Genomic DNA, 23,715 nt, shown 5'->3' with positions numbered 1-23,715 from the left:
ATTTCGTTTAAATGACAAGAATACAAATATGTAAAGGGGTGTTTTTTATGGATTTAAATAAACCAGGCAAAAAAAGTACAAGTAAATCTAAAAAGAAAAAAATATTGACAGACAATGATATAATGAAATATGAGATAGCATCAGAACTAGGTCTAATAGACAAGGTAAATGAATTAGGCTGGGCAGGTCTTACAGCTAAAGAAGCTGGAAGAATTGGTGGAATACTCACATCTAGGAAAAAACAAAAGAAAAAGATGGAGGAGTCAAATAAAGAGGATGGATCAGTATAAAGATTTTGCATTCATCTATGATGAACTTATGAATGAAGTTGATTATAATGGATGGGTTGAGTATATAGAAGAAATAATAGAAAAAGAAGGTACTAAAGTACAAAATATATTAGAATTAGCTTGTGGTACAGGTAACTTAACTATACCATTAACTAAGAAAAACTACGATATCGCAGGAATAGATATATCAGAAGAAATGCTTGGAGTAGCTAGAGAGAAGGCAGAAAAAGAAGGTGTAGAGTTAGTATTACTACAACAAGATATAGCTGAACTAGATTTTGATATAACAAACTTAGACTGCGTATTATGTGCTTGTGATGGATTTAATTATATAACATATGATGAAGATTTAGAAAATGTATTTAAAAAGACATATGAACTTCTAAAGGAAAATGGATTATTTATATTTGACATAAGTTCATTCTATAAGCTGTCATCTGTACTTGGAAACAACATGTATGGAGAAAATAGGGAAGATGTAGCTTATATGTGGCAAAACTACTTTGATGATGAAGAAAATCTAGTAGAAATGGAATTAGCCTTCTTTGTAAAAGATGAAGATGGTAGATTTGAAAGATTTGAAGAGGTTCATCAACAAAGAGCATACACAGAAGAAGAGATATTAGACATGTTACAATCAGTAGGATTTAAAGATATAAAAGTATATTCAGATTTCACATTTGAAACACCAAAAAAAGATAGTGAAAGAATATTCTTTGTAGCTAAAAAATAAAGGAATATATGGAGGAATTGTTATGAAGGATTATGTAATAAGAGCAACTGCAGGAGAAGGTCAAGTTAGAGCTTTCGTAGCAACTACTACTAACCTTGTAGAAAAAGCAAGAGAAGTACATGGGACAACAAAGGTTGCAACAGCGGCTTTAGGGAGAACATTAACAGCAACATCAATAATGGGATTGATGATGAAAAATAAAGGTGACAAAGTTACTGTTATAATAAAAGGTGGAGGTCCAATAGGAACTATACTTACAACATCTGATTCTACAGGAATGGTAAAAGGATATGTTCAAAATCCACAAGTAGAAGTACCTGATTATGAAAATGGAAAGCTTAACGTAGCTGCGGCAGTAGGAACTGATGGAGTAGTTAAAGTTATAAAGGACTTAGGTCTTAGAGAGCCTTATAATGGAGCATACCCACTTGTAAGTGGTGAAATAGCAGAAGACTTCACACATTATTTTGCATTATCAGAGCAAACACCATCTGTTGTATCATTAGGGGTTCTTACAACAGAGTATGAAGTAGAACATGCAGGAGGATTTGTTGTTCAGCTTATGCCAGATGCAACAGAAGAAACAATATCTCAACTAGAGCAAAATATATCTAAATTAAACTCAATAACAAATATGATGTTAGAAGGAAAAACTCCAGAGGATATATTAAGCATAGTATTAGAAGGATTAAACCCAAGAATATTAGATAAAATAGAAGTTGGATTTGAATGTGAATGTTCAAAAGAAAAAGTTGGAGAAGCACTAGTTTCTATAGGGAAGAGACAACTTCAAGAAATAATAGAAGAAGATAAAAAAGCTGAAATAGGATGTCAATTCTGTAACTCAAAGTATAATTTTAATGAAGAAGAATTAATAGAACTATTAAATAGCTTAGGAAACTAAAAAATAAGCTCTTTTGCTAAGTACCTTATTACATGGTAGAATATATTTAGGCAAAAGAGCTTTTTTATTATAAAAAATTACATATAACAATGGGGTGAAATAGGTAATGAACTTTAACCAAGGACTGGAGCTAACTCAGTCTCAAAGCCTAGTAATGACGACTCAGTTAAAGCAATCATTAGCTATACTAAATATGAGTAAGTTAGAACTAGATGAGGAAATAAAAAGAGAATGCGAAGAAAACCCTTTAATAGATGTAGAAAAAACTACAGAAATAGATTGGGAAGCATATATTAAAAATACCGAAAAATCTAATGTATATGATAAAAATGAGTTTAACTACAACAAGGATAATGAAGTAAATTTTGAAAACATAGTAAAGTATTCATCAACCTTATACGAAGACTTACATTTTCATATAGGTTTGTATAAGTTAAGTAAAGAAGAAATGAAAGTTTGTAACTATATTATTGATAGTCTAGATGAAGATGGATATTTACGAGTAAATGAAGAAGAAATAATAAGTGAATTAAATATAGATAAAGATTTATTTGAAAGTTGCTTATTAAATATACAACAATTAGAACCAAATGGCGTAGGAGCAAGAAGTATATCAGAATGCTTAATTATACAAATAAGAAATTTAGGTATAGACAATGAAATATTAGAAAAAATTATATTAAATGATTTAGAATTAATAGGAAATAATAAATATAGGGATATTAGTAAAAAATACAAAATATCTCTACAACAGTGTGTAGATATGATGGAAATAGTTAAAAGTCTAAATCCAAAGCCAGGTATATCTGTTAGTAAAGAAAGTAGTATGTATATACATCCAGATGTAATAGTCGAAAAATTAGATGGGGAGTTTATAGTATATAGAAATACTAACGACAACTATCAATTAAACATAAATAATTTTTATAAAGAAATACTAAAAAATGCAAGCTCAGATAATAATGCAAAGTCGTTTATAAAGGAAAAATTAAATTCAGCGACAATGCTAATTAAGAGCATAGAAAGTAGAAATAGTACAATTATGAAAATAGCAAAAGAAATTGTAAAGTCTCAACAAGAATTTTTTGAAAATGGAGTCAGGTATATAAAGCCTATGAGGATGAAAGATATTGCTGACAGATTAGGTTTTCATGAATCTACAATAAGTAGAGGCGTAAATGGTAAGTATATGCTAACGACTTTTGGGATATTTGAATTTAGATATTTCTTTAGTAGTTCTATAGAATCTAACAAAGATGAGGGTACATCTAGCTTAAGCATAAAAAAAATGATACAGGACAAAATAAAAGCGGAAAATAAGAAAAAGCCATTAAGTGATGATAAGATAGCAAGTATGCTAAAAGAAGAAGGTATTAATATAGCTAGGAGAACGGTTGCTAAATATAGAGAAGAGCTTAAAATACCATCTTCAAGTAAGAGAAAACAATACTAGTATTAGAAAATAAAAATAAAAATATCTTAAAAACTATTGAAATATATTTACATTTCATTTACAATAAAATTATCTTGTGGGACTAAAAAAATACACAGGGACAAAAAAAGTCCCTTGGTAGACGTTGATGAAGGAGATAATATGAACAACTTAATAAAAATTCAACAAAAACTAATTCCACAAGTTATAGAGCTAATGGAGAAAAGATACTCTATTTTAAGACAGATATCCTTGAGTGAACCAATAGGTAGGAGAACCTTATCAAATGTTTTAGGGATTAGTGAGAGGGTCGTAAGATCAGAAACTGAGTTTCTAAAAGAACAAGGTCTTATAGAGGTAGCAGTATCTGGAATGACCATGACTCAAGAAGGTATGGATCTTTTAGAAGAGCTTAAAGATATTATGAACGATATCATGGGATTATCAACGCTACAAGAAAAGGTAAAAGAAAAGCTAGGAATAAAGAAAGTTTTACTAGTGCCTGGTAGCTATGATCAAAATCCTAGCTTAATAAAAGATATAGCAAAACTAGGATCAGAGTATTTCTTAAGTATCTTAAAAGATGGAGATGTAGTTTCTATAACAGGTGGAAGTACTATGTTAGAGTTTTCAAATGCTATAAAGACTGACAAAAAATACGAAAATACAACTGTAGTACCTGCAAGAGGTAGTATGGGAAAAGACGTAGTAAGTCAATCTAACAACATAGTAGCGACAACAAGTAAGAAATTAGGAGCAAACTACAAATTATTACATATACCTGATGAACTAGGTACAGAGGCTATGAAAACACTTACACAAGAGCCTCAAATAAAAAAGACTTTAGATATGATTGAAAAAACTGATGTATTAGTGTTTGGAATTGGAATTGCACTGGAGATGGCCAAAAAAAGAAGGCTTCCAGAAGAAAGAATACAAGAACTTATTGACAAAGATGCAATAGGGGAAGCATTTGGACACTATTTCAATAAAGATGGTGAAATAGTATGCAAGCTAAATACTGTAGGAATACATCTAGATACTTTCAAAAAAACTAAAGAAAACATAGCTATATTCGCTGGAACTCAAAAAGCAGAATCTTTTATAGCTATGACAAATATCAATAAAAACATATCATTAGTAACAGATGAAGAAAGTGCAAATAGAATATTAGAGTTATTACAGTAGTTTATAACTAGCATTGCTAGTAAAAATATATTTTATACACAATTTAGGAGGTAGCATTATGGTTAAAGTTGCTATAAACGGATTTGGTAGAATAGGAAGATTAGCTTTAAGAAAATTAATGGAGCAAACAGATAAGTTTGAAGTTGTTGCTATAAACGACTTAACAGATGCTAAAACATTAGCTCACTTATTCAAGTATGACTCTGCACAAGGAAGATTCAATGGTGAAATAGAAGTTAAAGAAGGTGCTTTCGTAGTTAATGGACATGAAATAAAAGTTACTGCTGAAAGAAACCCAGCTGATTTACCATGGGCTGAGCTTGGAGTTGATATAGTATTAGAATGTACTGGATTCTTTACTTCTCAAGAGAAGGCTGGACTTCATTTAGAAGCTGGAGCTAAGAAAGTTGTTATATCTGCACCAGCTACAGGAGACTTAAAAACTGTAGTATTCAATGTTAACCATGATGTATTAGATGGAACAGAGACTGTTATATCAGGGGCATCTTGTACAACTAACTGCTTAGCACCAATGGCTAAAGCATTAAATGATGCATTTGGATTACAAAAGGGATTCATGACTACAATACATGCATACACTAATGACCAAAATACATTAGATGGTCCTCATGCTAAGGGAGATTTAAGAAGAGCTAGAGCTGCTGCTGCAAGTATAGTTCCTAACACTACAGGTGCTGCAAAAGCTATAGGTTTAGTTATACCAGAATTAAAAGGTAAATTAGACGGAGGAGCTCAAAGAGTTCCAGTTATAACTGGTTCTTTAACTGAATTAGTTTGTACATTAGATAAAAAAGTTACAGTAGAAGAAATAAACGCTACTATGAAAGCTGCTTCAAATGAATCATTTGGATATACTGAAGAGCCATTAGTATCTTCAGATATAATAGGAATAGACTTTGGTTCATTATTTGATGCAACTCAAACAAGAGTTATGGAAGTAGACGGACAACAATTAGTTAAAGTTACTTCTTGGTATGACAATGAAATGTCTTACACTGCTCAATTAATAAGAACATTAGGATACTTTGCTGGTTTAGCTAAGTAATTTAATATAGAGTCCAGGCTTGTAGTTTAAACTACAGGCTTAGGACTTTTTTAAAAGAGACTTACAACAAATAACAACTAAAATAGGGTATGCTAAATTCGGTGTTATAGAAAGATTATTCATTTAACAATGGGTTAGCTTGATTTAAAGGAGAGAGAAAAATATGTCAATGCTTAATAAAAAGACTATAGAAGATATAAATGTATGTGGAAAAAAAGTTTTAGTAAGATGTGATTTCAATGTGCCTCTAAAAGATGGCGTTATAACAGATGAAAACAGATTAAACGGAGCTTTACCAACAATAAAATACTTAATAGAAAATGGAGCAAAAGTTATATTATGTTCTCACTTAGGAAAACCAAAAGGAGAAGCTAAGCCAGAATTATCTTTAGCACCAGTAGCTACTAGATTATCAGAAATGTTAGGTAAAGAAGTTGTATTTGCAGCTGATGATAACGTTGTAGGAGAAAATGCAAAGGCAGCTGTAGAAAAAATGGAAAATGGTGATGTAGTATTACTACAAAACACTAGATATAGAAAAGAAGAAACTAAAAATGAAGAAAACTTCTCAAAAGAATTAGCATCACTTGCTGAAATATTTGTAAACGATGCATTTGGAACTGCTCATAGAGCACACTGTTCAACAGTAGGGGCTGGTGAGTTCTTAGAAGAAAGAGCTTGCGGATACTTAATCCAAAAGGAATTAAAGTTCTTAGGAGAAGCTGTTGAAACACCAGTAAGACCTTTTACTGCTATACTTGGAGGAGCTAAAGTATCTGATAAGATAGCTGTTATAGAACAATTATTAGAAAAAGTAGATAACCTAATAATAGGTGGAGGAATGGCTTATACATTCTTAAAAGCACAAGGATATGAAATAGGAACTTCTCTAGTAGAAGAAGAAAAAGTAGATTACGCTAGAGAAATGATGAAAAAAGCAGAAGAAAAAGGCGTTAAGTTATTATTACCAATAGATAACGCTGTTGCTGATAAATTTGCTGATGTTGAACCAGTTATAACTGAAGATGCAAATATACCAGCAGGATTCATGGGACTAGATATAGGACCTAAAACAATAGAGTTATATGTAAATACAGTTAAAAACTCTAAAACAATAGTATGGAATGGACCAATGGGAGTATTCGAGTTCGAAAACTTCAATAAAGGGACATTAGCTGTTGCTAAAGCTATGGCAGCTTTAACTGATGCTACTACTGTAATAGGTGGTGGAGATAGTGCTGCGGCAGTTAACCAATTAGGATTTGGAGATAAGATGACTCACGTATCAACAGGTGGAGGAGCTTCTTTAGAATTCTTAGAAGGTAAAGAATTACCAGGTATAGTAGCTTTAGATAACAAATAAATTTGAAAATTATCGTAAGACATTTATTTGTCAAACATTTATATATATGACCACAGTTTAGTTTTACCTTAATGGGTAGAGCTACCTTAATAAATATTTATTAAATCTAGAGAAATCTTATTTAGGGTTTCTCTTGGATTTAATCAAAGGTGGAGGAGTAAAAAATGAGAAAGCCTATAATAGCAGGAAACTGGAAAATGCACAAAACTATAGCAGAAGGTGTAGCTTTTGTGAATGAAGTTAAAGATAAAGTGAATAATGATAAAGTAGAAGCTGTAATATGTGCACCATTTACTTTATTAAAAGACTTAAAAGAAGCAACTGAAGGAACTAACATAAAGATAGGTGCTCAAAACATGCACTTTGAAGAAAAAGGGGCATTCACTGGAGAAGTATCACCACTTATGTTAAAAGAATTAGATATAGACTATGTTGTAATAGGACACTCAGAAAGAAGACAATACTTCAACGAAACTAATGAAACAGTAAATAAAAAAGTTTTAAAAGCTTTAGAAGTTTCTATAGATCCAATATTATGTGTTGGTGAAACTCTAGAAGAAAGAGAAGCTGGAGAAACTAAAGCAGTTTGTAAAGTTCAAGTTGAAAAAGCTTTAGAGAACGTAGCCAAAGAAGATTTAGCTAAGGTTGTTATAGCATATGAGCCAATATGGGCTATAGGAACTGGAAAAACTGCAACTAGTGAAGATGCTAACGATGTAATAAAATACATAAGAGAAGTTGTAAAAGATATCTACGGAGATCTAGCTAACGAAGTTAGAATTCAATACGGTGGAAGTGTTAAGCCTGCTAACGTAGCTGAAATAATGGGTCAAAGTGATATAGATGGAGCATTAGTTGGTGGAGCTAGCTTAGAAGCAAATGACTACACTCAACTTGTTAACTACTAAGGAGAGGAAACTATGAAAAAGCCAATAGCATTAATAATAATGGATGGTTTTGGAGAAAGCAAAGTAGTAGACGGAAACGCTGTACTAAATGCGAATACTCCTAATCTAGACAACTTAATAAAAGAATATCCACACACTTTAATAAGTGCTAGTGGACTTGATGTAGGCCTTCCAGATGGACAAATGGGTAACTCAGAGGTAGGACACACTAACATTGGAGCAGGAAGAATAGTATATCAAGACTTAACTAGAGTTAGTAAGGCAATAGAAGATGGAGATTTATTCAAAAACGAAGTCTTATTAGAAACTATGAACAATGCTAAGACTAGTGCACTTCATTTAATGGGATTATTATCTGATGGTGGAGTACATTCACATATAGACCACCTAAAAGGTATCTTAAAGATGGCCAAAGAAAATGGTGTTGAAAATGTATATGTACATGCATTTACAGATGGTAGAGACACAGACCCTAAAAGTGCATTAACATATATACAAGATGTAGAAGACTATATGAAAGAACTTGGAGTAGGTAAATTTGCTTCAGTTTCTGGTAGATACTATGCTATGGACAGAGATAAGAGATGGGATAGAATTAAACTTGCATATGATGCAATGGTTAATGGTAAAGGACTAACTGCATCTAGTGCAAAAGAAGCCGTAGAAAACTCTTATGCAGAAGATAAAAATGATGAATTCGTTCTTCCAACAGTTATAGTAGAAAATGATAAACCAGTAGGTCTTATAAAAGAAGGGGATTCAATCGTATTTGGTAACTTTAGACCAGATAGAGCCAGAGAAATAACTAGAGCAATAGTAGATACAGATTTTACAGGATTTGAAAGACCAAACATGAAAACATACTTTACATGTTTAACTACATATGACATAACTATAAAAAATGTACATGTAGCATTTAAACCTCAAAGTCTTGAAAATACATTAGGGGAATATTTAGCGAAAAACGGTAAAAAGCAATTAAGAACAGCAGAAACTGAAAAATACGCTCACGTTACATTCTTCTTCAACGGTGGTGTTGAAGAACCTAATGAAGGTGAAGATAGAGAACTAGTACCATCACCAAAGGTTGCAACTTATGACTTACAACCAGAGATGAGTGCTTATGAAGTAACAGATAAGTTACTAGCTAAAATAGATGAAGACAAATACGACTTTATAGTTGTAAACTTTGCAAATCCTGATATGGTAGGACATACAGGTGTAGTTAAAGCAGCAATAAAAGCTGTTGAAACTGTAGATGAATGTGTAGGAAAGGTAGTAGAAAAGATACTTTCTAAAGGTGGAGAGGCTATAATAACTGCTGACCATGGTAATGCAGAACTTATGCAAGACCCAGAAACTAAAACTACTATAACAGCACACTCTACAAATCCAGTACCATTTATATTAGTAGGAGAAAAAGATAAGTCATTATCTTTAAGAGAAGGCGGAAGATTATGTGATATAGCGCCTACAATATTAGAAATGATGAATTTAGATAAACCAGAACAAATGACTGGTGAATCTTTAATAATAAAATAAATTTTAAAATTAAAACTATAAAATAAGAAAATATAAAACCCCATCAAAGAATTTTTTTATTAAACATGAGATATTATATTCTTAAAAATAGGTATAATATTAAGTGTATCAAGTAGTTTACTTAATTTTAAAAATTTAAACATTAAAAGTAGCAAAAAACCACTTAAAATCGAAGGGAGATACAAAAATGTCAGTTATAGAATTAGTATATGCTAGAGAAGTATTAGACTCAAGAGGAAATCCAACTGTAGAGGTTGAAGTAGCTTTAGAAAGTGGAGCTCAAGGTAGAGCAATAGTTCCATCAGGAGCATCAACAGGAGCTTTCGAAGCTGTTGAGTTAAGAGATGGTGATAAGTCAAGATACTTAGGAAAAGGTACTGAAAAAGCTGTTGCTAACGTAAATGAAATAATAGCTCCTGAATTAGAAGGAATGGATGCATTTGACCAACCAGGAATAGATGCATTAATGATAGAATTAGATGGAACTCCAAACAAAGGTAAATTAGGAGCAAACGCAATATTAGGTGTTTCTATGGCTGTAGCTAGAGCTGCTGCTGATGAAGTAGGATTACCATTATTCCAATACATAGGTGGAGTAAATGCTAAGCAATTACCAGTACCAATGATGAACATATTAAATGGTGGAGAACATGCTGATAATAACGTTGACGTACAAGAATTCATGATATTACCAGTTGGAGCTAAAACATTCAAAGAAGGATTAAGAATGGGTGCAGAAGTATTCCACTCATTAAAGAAAGTTTTAGGAGAAAGAGGATTAGCTTGTGGTGTAGGTGACGAAGGTGGATTCGCTCCAAACTTAGGATCAAACAGAGAAGCTTTAGAATTAATAGTTGAAGCTATAGAAAAAGCTGGATACAAGCCAGGAGATGACGTAAGATTAGGTCTTGACGTTGCTGCTACAGAAATGTACAACAAAGAAACTAAGAAATATGTATTAGCTGGAGAAGGTAGAGAATTAACTGCTGAAGAAATGGTTGATTTATATGAAGATTGGGCTAACAACTTCCCAATAATAACTATAGAAGATGGATTAGATGAAGAAGATTGGGATGGATGGAAGTTATTAACTGATAGATTAGGAAACAAATTACAATTAGTTGGAGACGATTTATTCGTAACTAATACTGAAAGATTAGAAAGAGGAATAGAAGCTGGTGTAGCTAACTCTATATTAGTTAAAGTTAACCAAATAGGAACAATAACTGAAACTTTAGATGCTATAGAAATGGCTAAGAGAGCTGGATACACTGCAGTTATATCTCATAGATCAGGAGAAACTGAAGATACTACTATAGCTGACTTAGCAGTAGCAGTAAATGCTGGTCAAATAAAAACTGGTGCTCCATCAAGAACTGATAGAGTAGCTAAGTACAACCAATTATTAAGAATAGAAGAAACAGTTGGTGAACAAGCTAGATACTGTGGATTAAAATCTTTCTACAACTTAAAAAAGTAATTAAATAAAAGAAATATAAAAGGGGTTTAGACTATCTAAGCCCCTTTTTTACGCTTAAGGAAATTATGAGACTTTAAAGATTGTGGATAACTATTGAAGTTAAGTAATACCAATTAGTTTGCAGAGTGTAAAAAAGACATTTTGAAGTGCTTCGCCGACACGTCGCTCAAGCAACGGACGAAGTCGTTGGGACATAAAGTGTAGCGCCCACGAAGTGGCTTAAGTGAAGCGAATTTTTTACATATAATAAAACTTATTAATATTTTACAGATTTAAACATAGTGTTACAAAAGAAAAGATACAATATAAAACAGTCTTAAGAAAGTCAAACTATACTGTATACCTTGAATACACTAGGTTTATATGATATATTAAAGTGTAAGACAAACCTACAACTAATGAAGGAAAGGAGGGAATATAGATGGATTTAGGTATGATATTAATGGGAGTACAAGTAGTACTATCTATAATTCTTGTAGTAAGCATAATGCCACAAGATACAAAAAGTGCAGTTCCTTCACAATTTGGTGGAGAAGGTAATCAAAGTTACTTCAAGCCAAAAGGAAAAGAAGCATTCTTAGCAAGAACAACTAAGGTAGCAGGGGTACTATTCTTTATAAATGCAATAGCAATGCTTTTAGTAAAATAATATTAAATAATTGGCCATTATTTAATAAAAATTAGGATTTAAAAATTAAATTTAATTTTTAAAGAGGCAACTACCACTAGTAGTTGTCTTTAATTTTTTTCATCAATTTCTTTTATATAAATTTCAGCCTAAGCAACACGATTACAAAAAGGACACTTTAATCTAGATTGAAGACCAGAATTAACAGCAAACATCTGATGAAATTTAATAAAAAACTTATGATCACAATTTTTACATACATAAGGAATATGCTTAATTCTATTATAAATAGATACAAAAAGCATAGTAATTGAAACGATAGTAATAACTAGAAACCAAAAATTTTGATTAGGAAACTCATAAAACTCAAAAATTAATCCGATTATAAAAAAAAGAACAGTCCAAATAATGATAGGTTTGAAAGTAAGACGATTATAAAAACAAAACTTATCCCAAAATTTACTCATAAAAACACTCCCTATAAACTAATTAACTAAATGGTAGCACTTACAAATAAAGAAATCTATCTAATAAACCATAGTTATCTAAAAAAAATAAAGTAAAATCAAACAATTTATGATATCAAAACAAAAAGTATAACCTTAAAGGACTAAAATCTAAGAATATATTGAAATTTACTAGTTGAAAGTGTTGAAAAATACAAGAATTTTATACACTTTTATCTTGATTTTAACAAGGATTTTTTACGTTACATAAAGAAATAAATGATTAGAAATAAATGATTAAAGATGTTACAAAACAATGGAAACAAGGAGGTATAACTATGGCTGTGTTTAAGATGAAGCAAGATGATGAATGGAAAAGAAACTACATATTAGAATTCAATGACATGAGAGATAATTATGAGTACAAACTACAATTAAAAGATGTAGAAATAGAAAGATTAAAATCAGAAATCTTAAGATTAAGAGACAGTAAAAATACTCTAAAACCAAGAGATAAACAAATTTCAGATAGAGATATACAACTTATAAAAGACTTAAGAGTTTGTAAGCTAAGCTATAGTGAAATATCAAAGAGAACAAAATGGAGCAAAGCAACAGTAAGTAGGGTATTAAATGGACTTTATGACTAATAGAAAAAATATAAATATATATAATATAAAGCTCATGCGTTATAAGAATATATAAACATGAGCTTTTTAATATGAAAATATCTATAATTACATGAATAAATATATAAACTAATATAAAAATAAAATATAAATTACAAAATATGGCTATTGTATTGGAATAAATTGCTTTTTTATATACAATAGACTAATAAGAATAGTTTTCTTTAACATAAAATTTTTTATAAGTATTATATTTACTAAAAAAGTATATATTTTAAGTATAAGTAGTAAAAAATAAATAAAATTATAATACTAATAAAGTATGTAAATACACAAACTAAGTAATAACAAATTTAAAAATAAATTTAGGAGGAAGCACAAATGTTACCAGGACTTAAAGAACGTTTATTAGGCTTAATAAATGACAAAGCATACAATCCTCTAAAAAAAGAAGAATTAGCATTAATATTTGAAATACACCCAACTGAAATGCCAATGTTTTATAATTTTTTAGAAGAATTAGAAGAAGACGGATATATATGTAAAACTAAAAAGGGGAAAATAACATCTCCAAAATCAATGGGATACTTTGTAGGAAAATTTGTAGCTCATAGAAAAGGATTTGGATTTGTAGAGTCTGACGAAGAATATACTCAAGACTTATTCATACCAGCAAGTGAAACAAATAGTGCTATGCATAATGATAGAGTAGTAGCTGAAATAATAAAACCAGCAACAGATGAAAGAAGAGCAGAAGGTGCTGTAATAAAAATACTTGAAAGAGAAATAACAAAAGTAGTAGGATTATTCCAGCCAAGTAAAAGCTTTGGATTTGTAATACCAGATGAAAAGAAATTCAATCAAGATATATATATACCTAAAAAATACTTTAGTGGTGCAAAAGCTGGAGACAAAGTAGTTTGTCAAATAACTATATGGCCACAAGCAGGAAGAAAGCCAGAAGGTAAGATAGTAGAAGTATTAGGACCAAAAGGAACTAAAGAAGTAGAAATACTATCAATAATAAGAGCACATGGATTACCAGAAGAATTCCCTAAAAAAGTACTACAAGAAGCTGAAAGTGTAGCACAGCCTATACCACAAGAAGAAATAAGAAGAAGATTAGATATAAGAGATATGAACATATTCACAATAGACGGTGAAGATGCAAAAGACTTAGACGATGCTATATCTATAGAAGTACTTCCAAATGGAAACTTTAGCTTAGGAGTACATATAGCAGACGTTACTCACTATGTACACGAAAAAAGTAAACTAGACAAAGAAGCTTTAAAAAGAGCAACATCAGTATACTTAGTGGATACAGTAATACCAATGCTACCTAAGACTCTTTCAAATGGAGTATGTAGTTTAAATCCAAATGAAGATAAACTTACATTATCAGTATTTATGGAAATAGATAGAAAAGGTAATGTTAAAAAGTATGATATAAAAGAAACAATAATAAACTCAAAAGCTAGAATGACTTATACAGAAGTATCAGATATACTAGAAAAAGATGATGAAGAGTTAAAAGAAAAATTCGCTCACGTAGTAGAAGCATTTAAAAATGCTGAAATATTAGCTAAAATACTAATGAATAGAAGAAAGCAAAGAGGAGCAATAGATTTTGACTTCCCAGAAGCTAAAATAATACTAACACCAGAAGGAAAAGTAGCTGATATAAAACACTACGAAAGAAGAATATCAAACAAAATAATAGAAGAATTCATGCTTATAACAAATGAAACAGTAGCAGAACACTACTTCTGGTTAAACATGCCATTTGTTTATAGAATACATGAAACTCCATCAGCAGATAAAATGCAAGACTTAAGTAGATTTATATCTACATTTGGGTATACTATAAAAGGAGACTTAGAAGAAGTACATCCAAAAGCATTACAATCAATAATAGAAAAAATAAAAGGAACAAGAGAAGAAGAAGCAATAAGTACAATAATGCTACGTTCACTAAAGCAAGCTAGATATTCACCAGAATGCAGTGGACACTTTGGTCTAGCAGCACAGTACTACAGTCACTTCACTTCTCCAATAAGAAGATATCCAGACCTTCAAATACACAGAATAATGAAGGAACATATAAATAATAAAATAAACAATAAAAGACAAGAACAACTTACACACACAGTAGAATATGCATCAACTCAATCATCAGAAAGAGAAAGAGCAGCAGAACTTGCTGAAAGAGATGTAAAAGATTACTACAAAGCTGTATATATGGAAGACAAAGTAGGAGAAGAATACAATGGTATCGTATCAAGTGTAACATCATTTGGTATGTTTATAGAACTTCCAAATACAGTAGAGGGATTAAGTAGATTAGCAAATATGGGAGATGACTATTATATTTATGACGATATGACATATACTATAATAGGAGAAAGAACTAAAAAGACTTACAGAATAGGTGACCCAGTTAGAATAAAGGTTGCTAATGTAAATGTAGATTTAAGAGAAATAGACTTTGAAATCTTATACAAATTAGAAGATGAAAATGAAATAGAATCTGAAGAATCTATTGAAGAATAGATGATATAATAGTCGAAATACTACCCTCCGTCGGAGATACCGACAGAGGGGGGTGGTATTGACTATTTAATGCACTTATGGTATATTTTTACTAATAAATGTTAGTGAAGAATTTTTTATGCTTAAGTATATTATTATATTTGAATTTCTATGGATAACACATGAAATATATCTATATAAATGCACTGATTTTAAGCATAAAAAATATTTTGAGCAACGTACGAAGTCGTTGGCGACATGAGCGAAGCGAATTTTTTAGTAAGAGGTGAGAGTATGGCAGGAACAAAAACACTTGCAACAAACAGAAAAGCAAGACATGAATATTTCATAGAAGAAACATATGAATGTGGAATAGAATTAAAAGGTACAGAAGTAAAATCTATAAGAGCAGGTAAGGTAAACTTAACTGATGGATTTGCATCTGTAGATAACAGCGAAGTATTTTTAAAACAAGTTCATATAAGCCCATACGAACAAGGAAATAGATTCAACGTAGATCCTCTTAGAGTTAGAAAATTATTACTTCACAAGCATGAAATAAGAAAGCTTATAGGAGCAACTACTGTTAAGGGGTATTCATTAATACCTTTAAGTATGTACCTTAAACATGGTAAGGTTAAGATAGAATTAGCCCTAGCAAAAGGTAAAAAGCTATATGACAAGCGTCAAGATTTAGCTAAAAAAGATGCTCAAAGAAACATAGAAAGAGAATTAAGAGGAAAATATTAATAGTAGTTACAAATACTAATTTAAATTCCATTAGATAACATTGCTTTTTATTTTAAAAAGTATTATATTATATATATCAACAACACAACTTAATATAAATGGTGAAAACAAGGTTTGCGAAAGTAAAGTCCAAGGACTATAAAATACCACGGGGGCGTAAAGGTTTCGACGTGGGTTTGGAACTTGGGGTTGCGTGTCGTGTTACTCTGGGTCACGTAAAAACTGGGGAACTTAAAATAAACGCAAACGATAATTACGCTTTAGCAGCATAGTGCTGCTAGTCCCGCCTCGCCCTCCTGCCGGCTAGGCCTGGACTTCATCTATGCAGGGAACTACTCTCGGGGTGTCTCGACCGAAAGTGGACTAATTGGGATTGGTCAAGCATATAGCCTGCCACTGGGCGATATGTGAGACGAGATACTAGTACAGTTGGCTACACACGTAGAAGCAACGAGGAAAGGACTTGCGGACAGGGGTTCGACTCCCCTCGTCTCCACCAATTATATAATGAAAATATATAAAAGCATTGAAAATAGTAAGATTTAAATCTTACTATTTTCAATGCTTCTATTTTTTTGCACACAATTAGCACACAACACCATGAATGGTATAATGTAGTAAATGTATTATGATTAAAAAAAATTATATATTATATAAGTGAATTTCAAAAGAAATAAAGGTGTTGAGTCTAATGGAACAAAGAAAATTTATAAAAGCTATACAAGGTCATAAATTAGAAATGTTATTTTTAATAGCATTAAGTACTGGACTGAGATTAGGTGAACTTTTATCACTTAAATGGATAGACATTAATTTTGAGGATGGTAATCTAACTGTAAATAGAACAATACAGAGAGTTACTCAAATATCAAAAGATGGAACAAGAATATCTAAGCTGATAGAGCAAGATCCTAAGACTAAAAATAGCAATAGAACTGTGCCTATACCTAAAGATATACTAACAAAACTTAAATTACATAAGAAAGAACAAAGTAAGCATAAGTTATATGTAGGAGAAATTTATAATAATAAAAACTATATATTTGCAGATGAATTAGGAAATCCTATTGATGATAAAAGACCAGGAAGAAATTTAAAGAATAAATTACTAGATCATATAATAATTGGTTCGAATGATAGTTATTTTAGCTTCAAAGAAAATTTACTAATGTAATCAAAAATTATAAGGCTAAATGGATAGAAGGCGATATTGTTTATAAGTAATGAGAAATTAAACAAAAAAGCAACTATATAGATACCATAAAATATAATTAATATGAATGAATAAAAATAATAAAAAAATATATATTTATAATAGAGTACAAGTTTAATTTATACTCTATTATTTTTTAACTAATAATATGCTTATAAAGTATTATATTGAATACAAGTATATCCTAATAATTGTAAAAAAATGACAAAATACGTATAATTAAATATGTATAAATTTATTAGGGGGTACGTTAATGAAATTGAGAGAATTACATATTATTAACTTTAGAAACTTTGAAAATATAAGTATAGAGTTGAATAATAAGAATGTAGTATTTGGTATGAATGATGCTGGTAAAACTAATTTTTTATGGGCACTGAGATTTTTATTAGATAAGAAAATAAGAAGAGATGGGTTTACAATGACTGATTATCACAAGCATAATACAGATGATAAGATAGTAATTACATTAAAAGTAGATTTATCTGATTATGAAGAAAGTGAAGATACTAAAAAACTAGTATCAAAGCTTAATAATAGTGATGTGAGGAATTCTCAAGATGGTGATGATTTTTATATTCAGTTAGAAGCTGAATATAATGACCGAGAATTAGTAGGAGAACCTATTATGAAATGGGGAAGTAATATAAATGATTTACAAATAATGAATTCAAGAGGAATGTCTTATCCAATTGATGATGTTATTGAAATTGTATATATAGATCCTTTAATGGACTTAGAAAGGCTATTTGATAAGAATAGAAAATATATATTTGATGAATATAAAAATACGGATGAAGATATAGAGTTAATGAATGGGATAGAAGAATTAACAAATGAAATGAATATGAAGATTGGAAATATGTCACCAATAAAAGAATTTCAAAATGAAATAACTAATGAATATAAAAATTTAAATAATGAGAATATAGAAATAGAATTAAAATCTGAAATGGCTATAAATGGTATATATTCTGATTTAAAACCATATATAAAAAAAAGAAATGATGGAAGGCATTATCCTACCTCAGGTGATGGAAGAAGAAAATTATTATCATATTCATTAATAAACTATATTAATAAAAGAAAATATGAAGATAAAATTGTAATTTATCTACTAGAAGAACCAGAAAATAATCTTCATAGATCTATGCAAATATCATTGTCTAAGCAAATATTTGAAGATAACATATATGAATATTTATTTATGTCGACACATTCATCTCAGGTTTTATATGAAATGGATAGAGCAATGCTAATAAGGATATATACACAAGAAAATATTGAATGTAAGTCTTATATGTATCAAATTGATGAGAGATATAAAACAACAAAAAGGAAATTAAACAGAGAATTTTCAGATGCATTATTTTATAATAAGGTATTATTAATAGAAGGTCCATCAGAGAAAGTTCTTTTTGAAAAAGTATTAGATGAAATAAACCCACATTACGAATATAATGGAGGGTGTATTGTACAAGTATTAGGAACACATTTTAAATCATACAGAGATGCATTTAATGGATTGGATATAAAGGTAATAATTAAAACTGACAATGATCTAAAATCAAAAAAAAATGATAAGCATAAATTTGAACTTTTAGGAATTAATAGATGCTTAAAATTAATCAATAAAGAAGGAGATAATGTTATTGATATACCATTTGATGATAATATAAGTAAAGGAAATAAAGAAGCATTATTGAGATCAAAGAAACAAATGATATTTAATGATTGGAAGAGCAACGGATGCATAGATGAATTTAAAAAAGAGAAGATATACTTATCTGAAATCGACTTAGAAAATGACCTACATACCATAATACCTGATAGTATGGCTAATATTTTAGATAAAAATAAAGATAAAGTTGTAAAATATCTGCAAGATAGAAAGTTACTTCATATGGTGGAATTAGTAGAGGGGTTAAGTAAAGAAGATTGTGAGAATATATATAATCATGAAAAATTTAGATGTTTAAGGGAGTTGGAATAAGTTGAGATATTCTAATGATAGAGAAGAAATCTTAAGAGATAAAGGAGATATTTTAATAATAGCAGGGGCTGGATCAGGTAAAACTACTATATTAACACGAAAAATAGAAGAAGATATTTTAAATAATAGATCACACTACAAAATTGCTGCGATGACATTTACAAATAAAGCAGCTAATGAAATTAAGCGTAAAATAAGTATTAGAAGTAAAGGACATTATATAGGAACTAATGATGGATTCGTTGAAAATGAAATTATAAGACCATTTATAAGAGATGTATATGGAAATGAGTACAATAAAGATTTTGAGATATCTTATTCTGGAAATGATAAATTCGATAGTTTTGAAGTCGGTCTACTTAAGCTTAGAAATGAAAATAAATTAGGAACTTATAATAATAATAGTAAAAACTTTAAGTTTGAACTAGCAAAACAAATATTAAAGAAATCAAAAGTTGCAAAACAATATATTAGAGCTAAATATTTTAAAATGTATATAGATGAATATCAAGATAGTGATGAATATATGCACGAATTATTTATGTATATAAGAAATGAGCTTAAAATAAAATTATTTATAGTAGGAGATATAAAACAATCAATATATCAATTTAGAGGTGCTAGCCCTAAATTATTAAAAGACTTGAGTGAAGATGAAAATAATGGATTTAGTAAGTATGAATTAATAGAAAATTTTAGATGTACAAAGAACATACAAAATTATGCAAATATTATAGTAAAAAAAGATAAGAGTTATTATCAAGAAGTAGATAAAGTTGAAGATGTAATAGGAGTACAACCAATTCATAATAATACAAGATACAATGGAATAAATTTAAAAAATCTTAAGCTATTTGATTTGAATAAAGAAATAGCAATTTTAATAAAAAATGCTAAATGGGGGAACGAAAAATTAGCTGAAAATTTAAAGGATTTATTAAATGAATCTGGATATAATTTTACTTATATACCTAAAACACCAATAGAGGATATAGAATCTACTAATAAAGTGATATTTATAGAGTTGGCTAAGTATATAAAGAATAGTAAATATTCAATCTATGATTTTATAAGTAATTTAGGTTTTGATCTAGAAGGTAAAGAAATAAAAGAAATAGAATTAATAATTAATCCATTAAAAGAAGTGAATTCAAATGATGTAGATAGTATATTAATAAATTTATTTAGATTTTTAAGTACAAATCTAGAAGAAAGAGAAATAGAATTGTTTAAAGATACTATAGAAAATGAAATATATGACAACTCATATAATGGTAAAGAATTCAAGCATAAGATTATGACTATTCACTCATCTAAAGGAATGGAATTTGAACAAGTGTTAATATATGCTAATGACTTTGTAGATAAATATGGAAGATTTACAGAGGGCAATCTTCATTATGTTGCAGTTACAAGAGCAAAATCTAAATTGATAATAAATTTAGATAATGATAAATATATAAATTATATATCTAGTATATGTAATGGTACAGAAATAATTAAATTTATGTAGCACACAATAATAATATTAACTGATAATAATAAATAAGTTATTATATAATATACAGAAATAAAAATAGCTAAAATAAATAGATATAGAATTGTATAAGAAAATATAAAATCTAAACATTCGACTCCCCTCGTCTCCAGCATTGAAATCCACAAAAAACACATTGATAAGATTATCAATGTGTTTTTTTATCACGAGAATATTATGTACGAAATTAATTAATATGATAAAAAATATAGAGATCTAAAAAATCTAAATTAAATGAAAAAAAATGGACTTTTCAATTGTGTATATAGTGTGAGGAGGTGAAAGATAAGTGAGTAGAACTAAGGAATTAAATAGTTTTATTCAGTTGGCTGTATCAAAATACTCAAAAATAGTCGCTAGGTCAGCTTTTTCATACCTTAAGAACAGTTCAGATGCGGAAGATATAACTCAAGAAGTATTTTTAGCATTATTACAGAGTGATATCAGATTTGAAGATGATGAACATTTAAAAGCTTGGTTAATTAGAGTAGCGATAAATAAATGTAAAAATTATTTAAAAAGTGGATGGTTTAAGAATAAAGCTGATCTTACTGATGACTTATCATATATGACTGAAGAAGAAAGTTATACATTACGGGCGGTTTTATCATTAAAAGAGAAGTATCGTTTACCAATTCACTTACACTATTATGAGGGGTATTCTATCAAAGAGATATCACAAATATTAGAAGTTCCTGCTGCAACAATAGGAACAAGGTTAGCTCGCGGACGTAAGGAGTTAAAAAAAATAATTGGAGAGGATATTTATGAAGAGAGATACATACAAATCAGCCGTTGATAAGCTGAAGTTTGATGAACAACTAGATAATAAGATTATGGATTATTTATCTGAGAATACTATAAAAGGGGAATATAATATGAAAAAAGTTAATAAAAGAAAAATGGGAGTTTCTATTGCTACAGCTGCATGTTCAGTTCTAATGATATCTGGAGTTGCTTATGCAGCAGTGATGAATTTTAAAGATGTATCACATATGGATTATGGGCTTGCAGTAAATAATGAAACAAGCAATCCTATAGTAGAAAATAAGAATGGAAAAATTAAGGATACTAGCGCTCAAAGAGAAGAAATGTCAAAAGAAGATTCAGGATATAAATTAATATCAGAAGAAATGCCAGCTAAGAATGAAAAATGGATCAAGAAAACAGTATGGAAAGATATGACTACATCATACAATTCAAATGACGGTGAAAATTGGGGAATAGATAATGAGGCTTCGATAGGCATAACTACTAATTATGCATATAAAAATTATGAAGATGCCACAAAAGATGCTAAGATGCCAAATATAATGAATAGCTTACGATCTAAAGTAAAAATGAACAAACAAGCTTTTTATGAAGAATTCTCAACTGAGGGTAGCTCAGATATAAGTGGTAAACAAGTAAGTGCAGAGTTTGAGTATAAAAAAGGGAAGATACATACTGAACTATATAATGATTTAAGCAATGATGCAAATTCAGGTATATCAGTTATTACTGGTGTAAATGAAGCTACAAATCAAAGAGAATATATGTCAAAAGAAGGTATAAAATATAAACTTAGTGATAATACGAATGATGATATTACAAAAACAACAACGCTTGTTTCAAATGGTTCATACAGCTTAGTCGTGCAATTTGAAAATCTTTCTGATGATGAAATACACATAATATTAGATAATTTAGATTTATCACAGTTAGATTTTTAATAGAATTATAATTTCAAACTATTTGATAAAGTGATATATCCACAAAATAATGATTTACAAATTACTAACGAAGAAGTTACATTTATTTCAAAAATTCTTAGGTGCAAAATTTATGTAAAAAATCGTATAGACAAATCGTGGGTATTATTCTTGTGAATCGTCTCCATCATTGAAATCCACGAAAACACATTGATTAATCAATCAATGTGTTTTTATTTTATAAATTATAGTTAAATAATCATATTAAAATTAACATAGAATATTATTTAAAACCAAACTGGAAAAAGAAAATTATATAAAGAAAACGTTGACAAAAAAGATAAGATGTTCTATCATAGTAATTGGAATTAGGTAGTAATTGTTTAAGTACAAGCTAAGCTTATTCATAAATAATAGCAGTATCCTAGGAAGGAGTCTGCCCATTATTATGGATAAGCTTTTTTTATACTTAAAAGGAGGCTAATCATGATAATTAATAAGATATTAAATAATAATGTTGTAATTACATCAGATGACAATGATGAGGAAATTATTGTCATGGGTAAAGGTATTGGTTATCAAAAATCAAAAGGTGATTCAATAGATGAAACTAAAGTAAATAAAGTATTTAGAATATCAAATAAAGAAATATCAAATAAATTACAAGAATTGCTTAATAATATTCCTATAGAACACATGAAACTATCAAGTGAAATTATAGAGTATGCACAAATAAAGCTAAATAAGAAGTTAAATGAAAGTATTTATATATCATTAAGTGACCATACATATTCAGCAATTCAAAGAATGAAAGAAGGAGTAAACGTAAAGAATGCAATACTTTGGGAAACTAAAAGATTTTATAAAGAAGAGTTTGAAATTGGAATGAAAGCATTAGATATTATTGAAAGTAAAACCAGTGTAAGATTACCTGAAGATGAAGCTGGATTTATAGCTTTTCATATAGTAAATGCTCAGTTGAGTGAAGGAAATACCTTGGCATCTGATATTACAAAGTTAATACAAGAAATACTTAGTATAGTTAGATACCATTTTTGTATAGAATTTCATGAAGAATCAGTATTTTATTATAGGTTTATAATGCATCTGAAATTTTTTGCACAGAGATTACTTTCAGATAGTGCGCATGAAGGTGAGACAGATAAAGAACTGTTAAGTATTATTAAGTCTAAATATAATAAAGAGTTTGAATGTGTAGTTAAGATTAAAAATTTCATTAAAAAACAATATAACTACATATTAACAGATGATGAGCTTATATATTTAACTATTCATATAGCCAAAGTAGTTAAAGACTCAAATATGAAATCTGAGTAATTTCTCAGTATTATAAAAAGTTATACCTATTGTTGGATGGTAACATTGAGTT

At 29.4% G+C, this 23,715-nt stretch carries 20 protein-coding genes and 1 other RNA gene; all 21 read left to right on the top strand.

Annotated features, from left to right (window positions below; genetic code table 11):
* Positions 1 to 47: 47 nt before the first annotated feature.
* The 21 genes from I4U89_RS09640 to licT all read left to right on the top strand — a co-directional run bounded on the left by I4U89_RS09640 (position 48) and on the right by licT (position 23,663).
* Positions 48 to 290 (top strand): small, acid-soluble spore protein, alpha/beta type, encoded by a 243-nt coding sequence (locus I4U89_RS09640; protein ID WP_166504731.1) that lies wholly within the window; start codon positions 48 to 50, stop codon positions 288 to 290.
* Positions 277 to 1,023: a class I SAM-dependent methyltransferase gene (locus tag I4U89_RS09635; RefSeq protein WP_195940162.1), complete on the top strand. Its 747-nt coding sequence runs from the start codon at positions 277 to 279 to the stop codon at positions 1,021 to 1,023. The genes I4U89_RS09640 and I4U89_RS09635 overlap by 14 nt, the downstream gene beginning before the upstream one ends.
* Positions 1,024 to 1,045: 22 nt before the next feature.
* Positions 1,046 to 1,927, top strand: a complete 882-nt coding sequence (gene hslO, locus I4U89_RS09630; protein WP_195940161.1) for an Hsp33 family molecular chaperone HslO — start codon at positions 1,046 to 1,048, stop codon at positions 1,925 to 1,927.
* A gap of 106 nt (positions 1,928 to 2,033) precedes the next feature.
* A complete protein-coding gene (rpoN, locus tag I4U89_RS09625) occupies positions 2,034 to 3,380 on the top strand; it encodes an RNA polymerase factor sigma-54 (RefSeq protein WP_195940160.1) in 1,347 nt (448 codons plus the stop codon).
* Positions 3,381 to 3,521: 141 nt separating this feature from the next.
* The gene (locus I4U89_RS09620) at positions 3,522 to 4,547 is read left to right on the top strand and encodes a sugar-binding transcriptional regulator (protein ID WP_195581477.1); all 1,026 of its coding nucleotides are present in this window, start codon (positions 3,522 to 3,524) and stop codon (positions 4,545 to 4,547) included.
* A gap of 58 nt (positions 4,548 to 4,605) precedes the next feature.
* Complete coding sequence (gene gap, locus I4U89_RS09615; RefSeq protein ID WP_092922559.1) at positions 4,606 to 5,613, top strand: type I glyceraldehyde-3-phosphate dehydrogenase; 1,008 nt, start codon at positions 4,606 to 4,608, stop codon at positions 5,611 to 5,613.
* Positions 5,614 to 5,776: 163 nt separating this feature from the next.
* A complete protein-coding gene (locus I4U89_RS09610) occupies positions 5,777 to 6,976 on the top strand; it encodes a phosphoglycerate kinase (RefSeq protein WP_195940159.1) in 1,200 nt (399 codons plus the stop codon).
* A 164-nt stretch (positions 6,977 to 7,140) separates the two neighbouring features.
* Positions 7,141 to 7,884: a triose-phosphate isomerase gene (gene tpiA, locus I4U89_RS09605; RefSeq protein WP_195940158.1), complete on the top strand. Its 744-nt coding sequence runs from the start codon at positions 7,141 to 7,143 to the stop codon at positions 7,882 to 7,884.
* Between the two features lie 12 nt (positions 7,885 to 7,896).
* The gene (gene gpmI / locus I4U89_RS09600) at positions 7,897 to 9,426 is read left to right on the top strand and encodes a 2,3-bisphosphoglycerate-independent phosphoglycerate mutase (protein ID WP_195940157.1); all 1,530 of its coding nucleotides are present in this window, start codon (positions 7,897 to 7,899) and stop codon (positions 9,424 to 9,426) included.
* Between the two features lie 187 nt (positions 9,427 to 9,613).
* A complete protein-coding gene (gene eno / locus I4U89_RS09595; RefSeq protein WP_195940156.1) occupies positions 9,614 to 10,906 on the top strand; it encodes a phosphopyruvate hydratase in 1,293 nt (430 codons plus the stop codon).
* A gap of 421 nt (positions 10,907 to 11,327) precedes the next feature.
* The gene (gene secG, locus I4U89_RS09590) at positions 11,328 to 11,555 is read left to right on the top strand and encodes a preprotein translocase subunit SecG (RefSeq protein ID WP_166504739.1); all 228 of its coding nucleotides are present in this window, start codon (positions 11,328 to 11,330) and stop codon (positions 11,553 to 11,555) included.
* A 763-nt stretch (positions 11,556 to 12,318) separates the two neighbouring features.
* Positions 12,319 to 12,630, top strand: coding sequence for a DNA-binding protein (locus I4U89_RS09585; protein WP_092922577.1), 312 nt, complete (start codon positions 12,319 to 12,321; stop codon positions 12,628 to 12,630).
* Between the two features lie 360 nt (positions 12,631 to 12,990).
* Complete coding sequence (rnr, locus tag I4U89_RS09580) at positions 12,991 to 15,162, top strand: ribonuclease R (protein ID WP_195940155.1); 2,172 nt, start codon at positions 12,991 to 12,993, stop codon at positions 15,160 to 15,162.
* 273 nt (positions 15,163 to 15,435) lie between these two features.
* Positions 15,436 to 15,891, top strand: a complete 456-nt coding sequence (smpB, locus tag I4U89_RS09575) for an SsrA-binding protein SmpB (RefSeq protein WP_092922583.1) — start codon at positions 15,436 to 15,438, stop codon at positions 15,889 to 15,891.
* 150 nt (positions 15,892 to 16,041) lie between these two features.
* Positions 16,042 to 16,390: a transfer-messenger RNA gene (gene ssrA, locus I4U89_RS09570) on the top strand.
* Between the two features lie 192 nt (positions 16,391 to 16,582).
* The gene (locus tag I4U89_RS09565) at positions 16,583 to 17,065 is read left to right on the top strand and encodes a site-specific integrase (RefSeq protein WP_195940154.1); all 483 of its coding nucleotides are present in this window, start codon (positions 16,583 to 16,585) and stop codon (positions 17,063 to 17,065) included.
* 292 nt (positions 17,066 to 17,357) lie between these two features.
* Complete coding sequence (locus I4U89_RS09560; protein ID WP_195940153.1) at positions 17,358 to 19,097, top strand: ATP-dependent nuclease; 1,740 nt, start codon at positions 17,358 to 17,360, stop codon at positions 19,095 to 19,097.
* A gap of 1 nt (position 19,098) precedes the next feature.
* A complete protein-coding gene (locus I4U89_RS09555) occupies positions 19,099 to 20,610 on the top strand; it encodes an ATP-dependent helicase (protein ID WP_195940152.1) in 1,512 nt (503 codons plus the stop codon).
* Positions 20,611 to 20,923: 313 nt separating this feature from the next.
* Positions 20,924 to 21,433, top strand: coding sequence for an RNA polymerase sigma factor (locus I4U89_RS09550; protein WP_195940151.1), 510 nt, complete (start codon positions 20,924 to 20,926; stop codon positions 21,431 to 21,433).
* Complete coding sequence (locus I4U89_RS09545) at positions 21,402 to 22,346, top strand: hypothetical protein (protein WP_195940150.1); 945 nt, start codon at positions 21,402 to 21,404, stop codon at positions 22,344 to 22,346. The genes I4U89_RS09550 and I4U89_RS09545 overlap by 32 nt, the downstream gene beginning before the upstream one ends.
* A 465-nt stretch (positions 22,347 to 22,811) precedes the next feature.
* Positions 22,812 to 23,663, top strand: coding sequence for a BglG family transcription antiterminator LicT (licT, locus tag I4U89_RS09540; protein WP_195940149.1), 852 nt, complete (start codon positions 22,812 to 22,814; stop codon positions 23,661 to 23,663).
* The last annotated feature ends 52 nt before the right edge of the window (positions 23,664 to 23,715 follow it).

The sequence above is a fragment of the Romboutsia sp. 1001713B170131_170501_G6 genome (assembly GCF_015668195.1).
GTDB lineage: Bacteria > Bacillota > Clostridia > Peptostreptococcales > Peptostreptococcaceae > Romboutsia_C.
The sequence above is the reverse complement of the archived record's forward strand: the minus strand, read 5'-3'. Positions and strand labels throughout refer to the sequence as shown.